Origin of the sequence: Anaerococcoides asporogena (assembly GCF_029590275.1) — a bacterium.
In the GTDB taxonomy this organism is placed as follows: domain Bacteria; phylum Bacillota; class Clostridia; order Clostridiales; family Clostridiaceae; genus JG1575.
Map to the genome: position 1 here is coordinate 3,090,962 of NZ_CP120965.1, position 13,591 is coordinate 3,104,552.

At 53.1% G+C, this 13,591-nt stretch carries 11 protein-coding genes; all 11 read right to left on the reverse strand.

Annotated features, from left to right (window positions below):
* Nucleotides 1–19: 19 nt before the first annotated feature.
* A complete protein-coding gene (locus tag P6M73_RS14175) occupies nucleotides 20–175 on the reverse strand; it encodes a hypothetical protein (RefSeq protein WP_277853676.1) in 156 nt (51 codons plus the stop codon).
* Nucleotides 176–279: 104 nt separating this feature from the next.
* Complete coding sequence (gene ftsH, locus P6M73_RS14180) at nucleotides 280–2,220, reverse strand: ATP-dependent zinc metalloprotease FtsH (RefSeq protein WP_277853677.1); 1,941 nt, start codon at nucleotides 2,218–2,220, stop codon at nucleotides 280–282.
* Nucleotides 2,220–2,765 carry a hypoxanthine phosphoribosyltransferase gene (gene hpt, locus P6M73_RS14185; protein WP_277855787.1) on the reverse strand — a complete coding sequence of 182 codons (546 nt, stop codon included), beginning with the start codon at nucleotides 2,763–2,765 and terminating at the stop codon, nucleotides 2,220–2,222. Before hpt ends, ftsH begins: the two co-directional genes overlap by 1 nt.
* On the reverse strand, nucleotides 2,758–4,152 hold the full coding sequence (gene tilS, locus P6M73_RS14190; protein ID WP_277853678.1) for a tRNA lysidine(34) synthetase TilS: 1,395 nt from the start codon (nucleotides 4,150–4,152) through the stop codon (nucleotides 2,758–2,760). Before tilS ends, hpt begins: the two co-directional genes overlap by 8 nt.
* 147 nt (nucleotides 4,153–4,299) lie before the next feature.
* The gene (locus P6M73_RS14195) at nucleotides 4,300–5,829 is read right to left on the reverse strand and encodes a sensor histidine kinase (protein WP_277853679.1); all 1,530 of its coding nucleotides are present in this window, start codon (nucleotides 5,827–5,829) and stop codon (nucleotides 4,300–4,302) included.
* Nucleotides 5,822–6,514: a response regulator transcription factor gene (locus P6M73_RS14200; RefSeq protein WP_277853680.1), complete on the reverse strand. Its 693-nt coding sequence runs from the start codon at nucleotides 6,512–6,514 to the stop codon at nucleotides 5,822–5,824. The genes P6M73_RS14195 and P6M73_RS14200 overlap by 8 nt, the downstream gene beginning before the upstream one ends.
* 357 nt (nucleotides 6,515–6,871) lie before the next feature.
* Nucleotides 6,872–8,734, reverse strand: coding sequence for an N-acetylmuramoyl-L-alanine amidase (locus P6M73_RS14205; RefSeq protein WP_277853681.1), 1,863 nt, complete (start codon nucleotides 8,732–8,734; stop codon nucleotides 6,872–6,874).
* Nucleotides 8,735–9,589: 855 nt separating this feature from the next.
* Nucleotides 9,590–9,832: a hypothetical protein gene (locus P6M73_RS14210; protein ID WP_277853682.1), complete on the reverse strand. Its 243-nt coding sequence runs from the start codon at nucleotides 9,830–9,832 to the stop codon at nucleotides 9,590–9,592.
* 268 nt (nucleotides 9,833–10,100) lie between these two features.
* Nucleotides 10,101–10,745 carry a SatD family protein gene (locus P6M73_RS14215; protein WP_277853683.1) on the reverse strand — a complete coding sequence of 215 codons (645 nt, stop codon included), beginning with the start codon at nucleotides 10,743–10,745 and terminating at the stop codon, nucleotides 10,101–10,103.
* 285 nt (nucleotides 10,746–11,030) lie between these two features.
* Complete coding sequence (locus P6M73_RS14220) at nucleotides 11,031–12,449, reverse strand: alanine/glycine:cation symporter family protein (RefSeq protein WP_277853684.1); 1,419 nt, start codon at nucleotides 12,447–12,449, stop codon at nucleotides 11,031–11,033.
* Between the two features lie 12 nt (nucleotides 12,450–12,461).
* Nucleotides 12,462–12,980 carry a hypothetical protein gene (locus tag P6M73_RS14225; RefSeq protein WP_277853685.1) on the reverse strand — a complete coding sequence of 173 codons (519 nt, stop codon included), beginning with the start codon at nucleotides 12,978–12,980 and terminating at the stop codon, nucleotides 12,462–12,464.
* Between the last annotated feature and the right edge of the window lie 611 nt (nucleotides 12,981–13,591).

A 13,591-nucleotide genomic window follows, 5' to 3' on the forward strand; every position in this document is an offset into this window, starting at 1 on the left:
AACAGAAAACGGCATAGACTCAAGCCGAAATGGCATATTGATTCAATTTTAAATCTCTGTTAACAACTCTTCTCAATATGACGGTCCGCTGACGCAACTCCCCTGTCATTTTTAAGAACATGGTAAAAATGAGCAGCTCCGGAAAACGGATGCTGCTCATGACATATTTATTCATTTTATTCTCCGGTTCAGGCCATTGCGATGAATTTCCTGGTCCGGTCTGTCTCAGACTGCTCAGAGATACAGGAGCATCCATCGCCTGCGCATCGGTCCGGCGCTTTAAGCCGTCCCTGCCGCCTGGCGGAGATTGCCCAGGGCCTGTCGCTTGCGCCGGGAATAGTCTTCCAGCACCTTTTCATTGGCCTTGCGGGCTTCGACCTCGGTGAGAGGCTCTGGCAGCTTGCCGGTGGTAAAGAGTGCTTCAAACTCGTAAGCCTGGAGCGTTTCCTTCGCCAGGAGACTCTGCGCGACGAGATGGAGCTTTTCCCCCTCGCGCTTCAGAATTTCCTCGGCCTTGTGATAGGCTGAATCCACCAGCTTTTTGACTTCCTGATCAATGAGGTCGCCCATGGCTTCGGAATAAGGCTGCTGACGTCCCATGTCCCGGCCCAGGAAGACTTCTTCGGCATCGCCGAAGGACAGGTTGCCGATGACATCACTCATGCCGTATTCCTTGACCATGGCCCGGGCAATCTTGGAAGCCCGGTCGATGTCACTCTTGGCACCGGTGGAAATGTCATTGAGGATCAGCTTCTCGGCGCAGCGTCCGCCAAACAGAGTCGCCAGATCATCCAGCAGGGAGGTCCGGGAAGTATAGCTCGTATCCTCCAGGGGGATGTGCATGGTATAGCCTCCGGCCCGGCCCCGCGGAATGATGGAAATCTCCGTGACCGGATCAATGGTAGGCAGGCTGCGCGCCACAATGGCGTGCCCGGCCTCATGGTAGGCCGTGAGATGCTTGCTCTCGTCGGTCTGCACCCGGGATTTTTTCTCGGGTCCCAGCTGGACTTTGGTCCGGGCTTCTTCAAAGTGCGCCATGGAGATATAGGGCTTGGCTTCCCGGGCAGCCAAGAGGGCCGCCTCATTGGCCAGATTCTGCAGCTCCGCTCCGGAAAATCCGGTGGTAGTTTTCGCGATGATCTTCAGGTTGACGTCATCCCCCAGGGGTTTGTTGCGGGTATGGATCTTCAGGATCTCTTCCCGCCCCTTGGAATCCGGCAGATCAATGTGGATCTGCCGGTCAAACCGGCCGGGACGAAGCAGCGCCGGGTCCAGCACATCTGCCCGGTTAGTGGCGGCCATGACGACGATGCCCTGATTTTCCTCAAATCCGTCCATTTCCACCAGAAGCTGATTCAACGTCTGCTCCCGTTCATCGTGGCCTCCGCCAAAGCCGGTGCCGCGCTGGCGGCCGACGGCGTCAATTTCATCCAGAAAAACGATGCAGGGCGCGTTGCGCTTGGCCTGATCAAACAGGTCGCGGACGCGGGAGGCGCCGACACCGACAAACATTTCGACGAAATCCGAACCGGAGATGATGTAGAACGGCACCCCGGCTTCGCCGGCCACAGCCCGGGCCAGCAGCGTCTTACCGGTACCAGGATATCCCACCATCAGCAGTCCCTTGGGAATCTTGGCTCCCAGCTTCTGGTACTTGGCGGGATTCTTGAGGAAGTCGACCACTTCCATCAGCTCAAATTTTTCCTCTTCGGCTCCGGCCACCTGAGCAAACGTAACATCGTTCTGCTCCGGGTTAACCAGCCGGGCTTTGCTTTTGCCAAAATTGGCCGCCGACTTGGGTCCCTGGTTGTTGTTCCGCATCAGAAAACCGACAAAGAACACCAGCAGTCCCAGCGTCAGTAGCATCGACAGAAACGGAGCCAGCTGCGAAACGATGCTCTGGGATCCGGCCGGTTCGCTCAGTGTGACTTTGGCAGCCAGTTCCTTGTTGGATTCTACCAGGGTACGATAGGTCTCGGTGAGCATCACCGTCTTGGTTTCTTTATTATCCTGAGCCGACAGGCCCGTCAGGGTCATGTAGGACCCATTGGGAAACGCCCGCACGCTGCTCAGTTTGCCTTCATTCACCTGGGAGATGAACTGATTGTAGTCCACCGAGGCAACCGCTCCGGGCAGAAGCTGGGCAACGCCGATCAGAACGAGCAGTATCAGGCTCATGATGGCAAGTCGGGACAGTGGCAGCTGTGGTTTTTGTTCCATTAATCCTTACTCCTGTAAACTTCTTCCTTTAATGTTGCCACGAAGGGCAGGTTCCGGTAGCGCTCGGCATAGTCGATGCCATAGCCGATGATGAAGGCATCGGGAATGACATAGCCCACATACCGCACCGGCAGCACCTGGGTACGCCGGGCGGGCTTGTCCAGCAGACACATGATTTCCACGGAGGCCGCTCCTCTGCCTTTGAGATAATCCATCAGATAGGTCAGCGTCGTGCCCGAGTCAATGATGTCTTCCACCAGGAGCACGTGCTTGCCCTTGATATCGGTATCCAGATCCTTCAAAATCCGGACAACGCCGGAGCTTTCGGTCGAGGACCCGTAACTTGATACCGCCATGAACTCAATTTCCAGCGGGATGGTGGTCCGCTTGACCAGATCGGACATAAACATAAAGGAGCCCTTCAGAATGCCGACCAGCACCAGCTCCTTATTTTTGTAGTCTTCGTTGACCTGATTGGCCAGTTCCTGGCACTTTTGCGCCAGCTGCTCCTGATCAAACAGGATTTCCTGAATGTCATCATACATGTTGTGATCCGTTTTCATCATGATTCGTATTCTCCATCACTGTAATATATAGTATTTTATCAGTATTTTGGGTAATTCTAAATGCTTCCCCGCAAATTCCCGGATGAATATACAGGATCCGGCCCGCTTCATCGGTGAATACGGGAACCCGGTCACGGTCTTCGCGGTGCACCTTGCGGTCGATAAAGATGCGGCGGACCTTTTTCGGCTCCGACATCCCCGGAAGCAGGATCCGGTCGCCTTCCCGGCGCCGGCGGATGATCAGTTCCTGCAGACCCGTGACATCCAGGCGGGTTGCCGTACCCTGCGGCGGCTCAAAATCAAGCCGAATCCGGTACGGCGGGAATTCCACCGTTTCCGGAAGAAAGCTCAGATCCACCCGAACCTCATCCGTCGGCTCGATCCCGGCTGCATCGCGTTTCAGGGACCATTCCAGCTGGCCGTAATGATTGTAGACGGTGACGCCTCCCGGCAGATCCAGCCGGCGTCCGGTCTGTCCGGCAGCCAGAGCCAGGATATCCTCCACCTGACTGGCTGAGAGATCCAGCCGGCTGCCCTTGAGCTGAGCCAGGGCCGCAAACACCAGGCGCGAAGTCATGGCCCGGTGCTCACCGAAGGCTTCGCCGGCCAGAATCACCTTGTCGCCTTCCTGTCGGATCTGCGTCCTGGCGAGCGTTGCGGCCGCCTGTTCCAGATAGTCCCGGTCCCAGTCCAGGGAACGGCTCATCTGACCCAGGGTGCTGACGATATCGGGATTATAAGACTCCAGCTGAGGGATTAGCTCCAGGCGAATTCGATTCCGGGTGTATTCCCGGTTGTCATTGCTCGAATCCAGCCGGTACTCTAGTCCCCGACCTTTCAGCCAGGCTTCGAGATCCGCCCGGGATGTCATCAGCAGCGGCCGGATGTATTTCCCGTCCCGCTCCAGGCGCATGCCGGCCAGACCATTGAGGCCCGATCCCCGAATCAGCCGGTGCAGGATGGTCTCCGCCTGATCGTTGCGGTGATGCGCCAGCGCCGTTTTATCATAGCTCTCCAGGCGCATGATTTCTTCAAAGAACTCGTAGCGCACTTCCCGTGCGGCCAGTTCGAAGCTCTGACCGAGACGGCGCGCCCGGGCCGGAACATCTTCTGTATGAATAAAGCAGGGAATGCGCCTTGCTTTGGCCAAATTTCGAACAAAGGCTTCCTCGCCGTCGGATTCCATACCGCGCAGCCCATGGTTGACGTGGACTGCCCCCAGAGAAATGCCCAGAGCCTCCTGCCACTCTGCCAGGAGGTGGAACAGGCAGACGGAGTCCGGGCCGCCGGACAGCGCCACCAGAATCCGCTGTCCCGGCAGGATCAGCCGTTCCTTCCGGATCAGCTCCATAATCTGTTGTTCCATCGCCCTCCCCCTTCTGCTTTCGATTGTTTCATAGACCAGTCAGGCCTTCTGACCGTGGTGATAGATTCATTATACCCGTCCCCTGCCCCCAGGACAAATAGGCAGGACAGGCCCGGGCTTTTGCCTTTGACCTGTCCTGCCTGCTGATTACAGATGCTGCAGCTTCTGCAGCGGAAGGGTAATGCTAAACACCGCCCCCGGTCCGTCCGTCCGGTTTTTCGCGGCAATGGTTCCGCCGTGGCGTTCCACGGCTGCCTCGGCAATGGACAGACCAATGCCGTGCCGTCCCCCGGGACCTTTGGTAAAACGCTGGAAGATCTTCTCCTCGCTGCCCGGCACAATGCCGTGGCCGTCATCTGAGACGGTGATTACCACCTGATCGTCCCGCACTGTGCCTTCCAGCTGAATGAGGGAATCGGCGTAGCGCACGGCGTTGGAAACCAAATTCTGCAAGGCCCGGTGCAGTTCCTCGTAATAGACGCAAATTCTCGGATCCTGGTGAACCACGACCTCAATCGTCTTCTGGCTCAGGCGGGCATCATGCGCTGAATCCTCCCGGGCTTCCAGCAGCAGTTCGGACAGTCGGAGGGGCGTCCGTTCGCCCAGAAGGCTCTCATTGGACTCAATCCGGGACAGATACAGGATATCTTCCACCAGTTTCTCGAGCTTGCCCGATTCTTCCAATATGACATCCGCCGCCTCGTCAGCTGTAAACACCCCGTACTTGATGCCCTCGGCATAGCCCCGGATTCCGGTCAGGGGGGTGCGCAGCTCATGGGACACATTCTGGAAGAAAGTTTTCTGATTGGCATGGTAGTCCTTCAGCTGATGAGCCGCCTCATTGAGCGATTCATTCAGATCCACCAGTTCCTGTTCGCGCAGATGAAAGTCCTCGCCCTCAAACACACCCCGTCCCAGCTGCTTGGACAGACCCTGGAGCCGGGCAATGGGATTGGCCAGACGCTGAGCCAGGTAACGCACGACGAAGAAGGTCACCACCAGTACCGGTCCCATGATAAAGGTCAGAATCCACAGGGCATTCCCGATGAACCGGTCGTAGACTTCACCGTCGATAAAAGCCAGCACGTACTCCGGATCCTCTCCTTCGGAAAAAGGGATGCTCTGCAGGTAATAGTTTTCGCCGTCAATGCTGGCGGTCCGGACGGAATCATCCGCCAGCTGATAGGATGTTTCCTGGACATATTCATGAACGGCCAGGCTTTCCCGGTAAGACGCAGCATCCAGCCGCAGCATCGGACCCTGGGTGGTTCCCGGGTTCGTTGCCGGTTTGGTCGAAGGATTGGTTCGTCCCCCCTGCCAGCCCATTCCCATTCCCATTCCCTGAATTTCGGCCGCTGTCTCCTCCGCGCTGTTGACCAGCGGCAAAGTCAGCTCGCCCGCTTCATTCAGGAACAGAATATTGACACTGGAATCGGCGCTGTTCTGGATCATCATCCGATGAAACATGGAGCTCCGGTTGGGGCCCCGGGGAATCTGCGACTGCTGGGCAAACTCCAACACCAGCGCCTTGGCTTCCTCCAGCTGCTGATTCAGGAGCGCCACCACATGACCGCGAACCGCCACATTGAACCCCAGGGCAACCAGGATGAACACCGCCAGGATCGTAGTGAAAAAATACAGCAGCATGGTATTTCCGATTTTTGGCCGCTTACTCATTGCTCTTCCTCTGATTCAGGCGAAAGCCAAAACCCCAGACCGTCTCGATGACCGCCTGAGAATCGCCCATTTTCTTGCGCAGCCGCTTCAGGGTATCATCCGTGACGCGGGTTTCCACCACTGTACTGTAACCCCACACCTTGTCCAGCAGCTCCTCCCGTGAGACCGCCCGATCCTGATTTTCCACCAGATACTTCAGCAGAGCATACTCATTGGGTGCCAGATCCACATTGGCTCCGGCAATGGTGACCAGCTTCTGCTCTGGGTGAATTACGATGTCTTCGTAGGCCAGTTCTTTTTGAGGCTGCTCCCCTTTATCCAGCTCGATGCGCCGGAAGATCGCCCGCACCTTCATGGTAAGGGTCATCGGGGAAAAGGGTTTGGTGATGTAATCATCCGACCCGAGCTGAATCCCCAGCACAAAATCGGTATCCGTATCCCGGGCCGTCACCATGATGATGGGCACGGAGCTCTGCCGGCGAATGTCATCGCAGATCAAAAAGCCGTCCCGGCCCGGCATCATGACATCCAGAATCACCAGATCCGGCTCCCTGATGCCGAATCGTTCCATCAGCTGCTCCCCATCCGCGAACGCCTCCACCTCGTAGCCTTCCCGCGTCAGAAAGCCTTCGATGAGCTTTCGGATGTTATGGTCATCATCCGCAATATATATGGTCTTTCCCATGAGTTTCTCCTTTCTGTCGGTGGGCAACGCCATTTGTTTTGATTCTGTTCCTCCAGATAGCACAGTCCGACGATACGAACCGGTCACAGTGGATCGGTCAATGTAGACCAGTCAAAGTGGACCAGTCAAAGTGGACCAGTCAATCTGGACCAGTCAAAGTAGATCTTGTCAGACTAGATCTCTTCAACGTGGATCTTGTCATTCCTATCATACCTTTTTTTCATTAAAAAAATCAGATAGAACCCTTCTCAGCCGTGGCAATTCTATGGCAAAAGCCGGCACATAAATAGAACGGAGCCTCTGGCACAACCGGAGGCTCCGTTCTATTTATACATTTTATGGTGGGGATAAGTTCTGTTATCTTCCGAAATAATTGTCAATGCCGTTGGCCACTTCCCGGGCCAGATCCTTCTGATTGGCAGAGGAATTCAGGATCATGGCGTCCTGGTAGTTGGTGATGAAGCCAAGCTCCAGAAGGGTCGAAGGCATGGTGGTCAGGCGGTTGACCGCGAAGGATTTGCCATAGCTGGTATCCTTGACGATTTTGCTGCGGCCGATGACATTGCCTACGCTGTCTGCCAGTTTCTGGGAGAGGAGCGCGGATTTGGCCTGCCAGTCGCTGGTGGCGGGATTGAGTTTTTCCCCGGCATAAAACCCGATGGTACCGCGGGAAGCAGGATCGGTGTAGGCGTTGCAGTGGATGGAAACATAAATGTCAACACCCAGCTCGTTGGCCCGGTTTGTCCGCTCCGTCAGGCTGACTGTCTGGTTCAGACTGGACTTGGACATGTAGACCATATAGCCGCGGTCTTCCAGAATCTCTTTCGCCAGGATGGCAACCCGGTAGTTGATGGTGGTCTCATCGACCAGTTCCCCGGTCACCGTTGAGACGGCCCCCTGAGCAACTCCGTTGTGACCCGGATCCAGGAATACCTTGAGCTTCTTGGTAGTTGTCGGACTATCGGTGCCCGAACCGTCAGGCGAGGTGCCCGGAGTCGTGGTTTTCACCGGATATTTGGCAAGGGTCGCCTTGGGTATGTTCCAGTAGTTGATATAGGAGTAGCCGATCTGGTCCTTGTATTCAATCTTGATCCAGTTACTCTCACGTCCAACCATGACCGCGCTGGATCCGGTGGGAAGAGTTCTCAGAACCTTGAAGGAAGCAGAAGGGCCTTTGCGGACATTGACTGTTGCGTTGGCCACGATCTGATCCGCTTCCGAGGCCGGCGGAGTCACCGGTTCGACCGGGGCGACGTTCTGGGCCGGATTGATCCAGGCACCTATTTCACCGGCTGTCTTGGAAATGTTGAGCATGCCGCCGTAATTCTTGTACACATAGTACTTTCCGGGGGCGTATTTGCCGACACGGTTCAGATCATTCTGGGCATCGTAGGCGGAAACATAGGTGTTGACGTAGGTGAGCAGCTGGTATTCACCGCTTGTCACTTCCGAAGTCGTCACAGATGGTTTGGTTACGGTCGCTGTGGTTGTTCCCGGCTTGACCAGAGATGGTGCGTCATCCCGGATTTCTTCGGGATTGATCCAGGCGCCTGGTACGTCAGGATGGCGGGTTACGTTCAGCATGCCGGAAAAATTGCGGTAAATGTGGTATTCACCGGCTGGATAGGTTCCGACGGAGCCTTTTTTTGCCATGGCATCGTAGGCATTCATATAGACATTGGTCGTGTTATAAACTTCAATGGTTCCTTCAAGCGGAATCGGAGCAGCCTTGGCGACTGGTCTGGCAGCAGAGGGAGCATCGATCCAGCCGGCAGCGAAGACATAGCCGGTCTTGCCCTTAAACTCTACTTTGTACCATTCTTTTTCAACGGAAACGAGATTAACTTTCGTTCCCTTCGGCAATTTCGCAAGAGCAGCCGCTTTGCTGCTGGCTTCCTTGCGCAGTGTGTCAGCTTTGAGATTCGTCAGAGTCACCGTTTTGGCAACTTCTTCGGTGGGTGCCAGATAACGGGCGGCTACCCATCCGGTCTGGTCTTCATACTGAACCTGAGCCCAGTTTCCTTCGGTTTTCAGAACGGTGAGCGATTCACCGGCCGGAATGGCGGACAATACATTACTGTAAACCGTTCCCTGATCCCGGAAGTTCAAGGCAACGGTTGTGACCGCCTCCTGACTGTCAGCATAAGCCAACTGCGGGAAAAAATTGAAAAAGAATAAGAGCAGCAACAAGCTTGAGAGGATCTTCCTGAGGTTTTTCATACCCAACCACCTTTCATATTCCTGGGATGTCAGTGAGTTAAAAAGCTATGAACGATTGCAGAGGAGTAATGCCAACTTTAAAGTCTTCGTACGGGACGTTCCGCACGATCTCAGTCCATGAAAACCGCAAAAAAAATTGCATAAAATGAACTTTATGTAAAATACAAATTCATTATAGCAAAAGTTACAAAACAATGACACCTATTTTCTTATTATTATGCTTCACAAATAACAATAATTAGACGAAAACCTTGCCAAACTGATGATTTATCAAGACTTTCACAACGTGATGTCTATAAAAGAAGCCCCCTCAGGCCTTTCTTTTCACTAAATTATGAAAAAACGGGCCGGAGCGGACTTTTTTATAACTATGATAGATACCGTTCGAAAACTTGTGTAATGACCCATGCTTTGGGAATGAGCTGTAAAGCAACTCAAAGAACCGTATTCTGCCATCTCTCAGGCTCATCCATCGATCCGGATGAAATATTTGACACAGGATGGCTCATAACAACTCCTGGATAAGTTCATCTCATCTGAAGGGAATCAAAGGTACCTCCCTTAGCTGCTATCAGCAGGAAGCATGCCGTCTCGGGTCCAACCATTCCAGGGTTTATGTCTGCGGACTGACCTCCCCTCCAGGAACCCAGTTTCTATTTAATGGCTTGATATCGGACAAAGCTTCTTCTATTTATTTGAATATTACATAAAAGGCTAACAACATTGATACCAAGCCAACGGAAAGAATTAAGTTTCTCATGATCCTGTGATCTTTAAAATATTGCTTTCCGAAATACTCGCCAATGATAATCCCGACTAAAACTAAAATCATTAATATAGATTTCTGTGCCATGATCAAATACCATAATTCGGGCAGAATGGTGCATAAGAACCATCCGCAAAACGGGCTCCGTAATTTAGCAAATCTTCATATCCTCCGTCATCAGAAAGTTGCTCCCCATACACTGCCAAACCATCCGGAACTGATCCGGCTCCTCCGGCTTCATCCCCAGCAATAAATGAAACACCTGCCGTGAAATCTACGCCTGCATCAAACTTAGATGCTGTCCCTGAATCCAAATACTGAACGTTGATCAAATCACACCCCTTAACGATTCGTCTGCTGATGTGTATCAAGCTAATTAAAACTTAGCAGATAAAGATTCTACCCGAAATAATTTCTTATAATTTTCAAAATTTATCTATCTTCAAATTCATTTTTATCACCCGATATGGAGCAACAAAATATAAAAAGCTTTCTTGGCGCAGAAAACAGTAAAACCATTGAGACCATACGCATTCGTGGCTTATCAATGGTTCTTTTGTCCTGTTATGAATTGGCTGATCATGGACTTGATGCCTGACCTCATGTCATTCGATCGAGCAGATTCTGAAAGGTATGAAACGCCTGCTCATATTCATAGTAGCCGGCGGAGTTCAGGCTCCGGTGAATCGTGCTCTGATTCACGCCGCGCTGCTGTGCGATCTCTGACTGATTCAGCCCAAGGATCAGGCTGTCATAAATGTTGACCCACTGTTTGTCCGTCCAGCCGGTCTCCATGAAATGCATCAGACACAATCCGGCATTGAGCGAATCCAGACTTTGCTTATCTTTCAGGTGGCCGAACAGCATATCGAGATGAAGAGCTTTTTTCCCGGCTTCCTTCCGCTTCACTTCATCGAGCATCCGCCGGGCCGCCTGCCAGACCGGTGCAACGGCATCGGACTGACCGGAATCATTCTGGGTTGAGACGTCTCCCAGGCCAATTCCGAACCGGATCTTGGCCGGATGAAGCTGAAACTTCAACTGAAACAGGATATTCATCACCTCTTCCGGTGATTCCAGCAACCCCTGAAACGAATCGGCACGGGTCTGGCAAAATCGGCTGGCCAGCTGATCATGATATATTCCGTTGATCTGGTCCAGAATAGTGTTCAGCTGAGGATCAATTTCCCGACAGTCATTTTTCTGCCGTGATCCAACCAGGTTTCCAATGATTGCAACGTACATGATACTCACTCCCTCTTCAGCTTCAGTATAGCAAAACCAGTGGACAGCCCATTATGCGTTTTCCGGGACATCAGGATCAGGCTTGTCTTGCAGTTGCGGCCGGTTCTGCCGTTTGATCTCCCAACAGCAGAGAACCTGAGGTTCCTCCGTTCGGGAAGATTCTCAGGTTCTCGGGTGATTCAATTCAAATCAGGAATGTGCCAAAGCCGTTTCAAGCTGTCATGGATGAGCTGGGACCAGAGATCCCGCCGGTTTTATTATTTCGGCGACAGCTGACAGCCAAGATTAGCTTTTCTTGGGCCGGCGTCCGGGCAGCTCATTCAGATCGGGCCATTTCAGTTCGCCCAGCTTGTTTTTTTGATCATAATCCTTCAGGATCCAGTCCACCTGTCGGGACAGGAAGATCAGGGCGACGATATTGGGCAGCGCCATCAACCCCGTAAATAAGTCGGAGAGCTTCCAAAGGTTGTCCGGGTCAATGAATGGCCCCACCACCAGGAACGACAGGGCGATGATCTTAAATCCAATGATGAAGATTTTCTTGTCTTGAAAGATCAGCCGGACATTGGACTCCGCGAAAAAGTACCAGCCCACGATGGTGGTCAGGGCAAAGCTGGACAAGGAAACCGATAAAAAAGCCCCGCCGAAATTTCCAAAGCCGTTGGTAAACGCATTCTGCGTCATGATCGTAGCCGTCTTTGACATCTCCGCCGCGGAAATCGTGGCGTCATAGCTGCCTGAGAGGACATTGACCATGACCGTTGAGGTGCAGATCATGAACGTCGAGATAAAGACACCGATCATCGCAATGAATCCCTGCTCCGCCGGATGATCCGTCTGGGCGACTGCATGAGAATGAGGGGTTGATCCCATTCCGGCTTCATTGGAGAACAGGCCGCGGGCAATCCCGAATCGAACGGTTTCCTGCACGGTGATTCCCAGGACTCCGCCGCCGATGGCCTGAGGCGAAAAAGCTGAAACCAGAATAAGCTGAAGCGCCGGGATCAGTTGCGTGATGTTGATCACCACGATGAGCAGACTGCCAAGGACATAGGCGCCGGCCATCAGCGGAACTACTTTTTCCGAGAATCCGGCAATGCGTTCCATGCCGCCGGTGAGAATGACGCCGACAAGGGCGAGGAGGCCCGCAGTAGCCCAGGGCATGGGAATTCCGAAGGATTCATTGAGCGACACCACGACGGCATTGGACTGAACCATGATGCCGACAATCCCCAGGGACAGGATGGCAAACACCGCAAAAATTCTGGCCAGAACCTTGCTCTTTAAACCATCCCGGATATAGTAGGCCGGACCGCCGCTCAGTTCACCGGTATCGGACTGATGGCGGTAAATCTGAGCCAGGACCGCCTCCGCAAAGATGGTTGCCATGCCGAAAAAGGCAGAGAGAATCATCCAGAAGGCCGCCCCCGGTCCGCCCGCCGCAATAGCGGTGGCAACTCCGACGATGTTTCCCGTACCAACCTGAGCCGCTACGGCAGTGGCCAGGGACTGGAACGGCGTCATCCGTCCGTCTTCGACCTTCTTGCCGGATTTGATGTCACCAATCAGTTTGGTGATGGCCGGCAGAACTCGGGTAAACTGAGGAAACTTCAGAAGGACGGTCATGTACAGACCGACCCCCAGCAGAGCAAACAGCAGGATGTAGTTCCACAGGAAAGCGCTGATTGAGTTTAAAAATTCCATTTGATCGCCCTCCTATCTGGCACTGGATTTTCGCATCGAAAAGTAATTGCTGAGCCAAATCACAAACACAATGACCACCGAGCGGACAAAAGCTGCCAGGAGAATCGCGGAGAAGGAGGTGGTATCCCAGATCGTGTCCGAGGCCAGATGCCTCAGAGAAAATTCAATGGTGTTGGCGCCGGTATCGCACAGAACCAGGGCCACGGCCAAAGGCAGCGGATAAGGCGAGGTATTGGTGGTGACCGCCCAGCGGTAGATCCAGGCATACGCCACGTAGAAGGCAATCTCCAGCAAATAACTGGAAGCCAGTGCCGCCGTCATTTCCATGGACATGGAATCCATGAAGATTCTCGCCAGGGTTACCGCCAGTCCGGTCGCCAGGGCCAGTGCCAGCGGGTGCCTGGGCTTGAACAGGTGAAGCGCGGAAATCAGGACAACAATTCCGAAGGTAATCCGAAATCCTCCGTTACCCACCGGGATGGACACCAGAGAAGCCAGGGCCGACAGGATAATGATCAGAGCAGTTTGCATGAAAAATCCCCCTTAATTGGTAAAAAGAACAGTGAGCGAATGTGTCAGTCCCTCGCTGGATCAGGCAATCATCTCACCCGGAAGCTCGAGACATATTTAACACAGTTACCTGAAATAGTGTACCATAATTCAGGAATGCTTATATAAAAATCACTAAAAAAGTTCAAAAATTAAATTATACGTGAAAAATATCATTATTTTTAGAAAACCGGCAAATCAGCCCTGCCAAACAATTCTTCTTATTTGGATGACCCTTGATCAAACAGTGAGTTCATCGCTGCATGACTCATTGTATCGAAAAAAAACCATTATAACCAAAATCAAACAGTCCTATTGCAACAGTTTCCATCCTCTTCTATTAGTACAGTTACTGAATGACAAACGGCAACGCTGTTTGGATCCGTCCTGTCACAGCGGGATAGAGTACGCAGCCTGGGGAGGATGATGAAAAACATGGATGTTTAATGGGATCGAGGAATGATGACCGTCTGCCGGTTTCAACCGGCCGTACGTGTCGAGAGCGTGCGCCGCACCTTCTCACAGCCCCGGGAAGAAAAAACGAACCCGGCGAGCAGGCTGTCAGCCCGAACGTTGGGTTCGCTAATTTTACT

What these genes read in the sequence shown, in the direction of transcription:
- P6M73_RS14175 (WP_277853676.1), bottom strand. Translation starts at nt 175, where the DNA reads ATGAATAAATATGTCATGAGCAGCATCCGTTTTCCGGAGCTGCTCATT.
- ftsH (WP_277853677.1), bottom strand. Translation starts at nt 2,220, where the DNA reads ATGGAACAAAAACCACAGCTGCCACTGTCCCGACTTGCCATCATGAGC.
- hpt (WP_277855787.1), bottom strand. Translation starts at nt 2,765, where the DNA reads ATGTATGATGACATTCAGGAAATCCTGTTTGATCAGGAGCAGCTGGCG.
- tilS (WP_277853678.1), bottom strand. Translation starts at nt 4,152, where the DNA reads ATGGAACAACAGATTATGGAGCTGATCCGGAAGGAACGGCTGATCCTG.
- P6M73_RS14195 (WP_277853679.1), bottom strand. Translation starts at nt 5,829, where the DNA reads ATGAGTAAGCGGCCAAAAATCGGAAATACCATGCTGCTGTATTTTTTC.
- P6M73_RS14200 (WP_277853680.1), bottom strand. Translation starts at nt 6,514, where the DNA reads ATGGGAAAGACCATATATATTGCGGATGATGACCATAACATCCGAAAG.
- P6M73_RS14205 (WP_277853681.1), bottom strand. Translation starts at nt 8,734, where the DNA reads ATGAAAAACCTCAGGAAGATCCTCTCAAGCTTGTTGCTGCTCTTATTC.
- P6M73_RS14215 (WP_277853683.1), bottom strand. Translation starts at nt 10,745, where the DNA reads ATGTACGTTGCAATCATTGGAAACCTGGTTGGATCACGGCAGAAAAAT.
- P6M73_RS14220 (WP_277853684.1), bottom strand. Translation starts at nt 12,449, where the DNA reads ATGGAATTTTTAAACTCAATCAGCGCTTTCCTGTGGAACTACATCCTG.
- P6M73_RS14225 (WP_277853685.1), bottom strand. Translation starts at nt 12,980, where the DNA reads ATGCAAACTGCTCTGATCATTATCCTGTCGGCCCTGGCTTCTCTGGTG.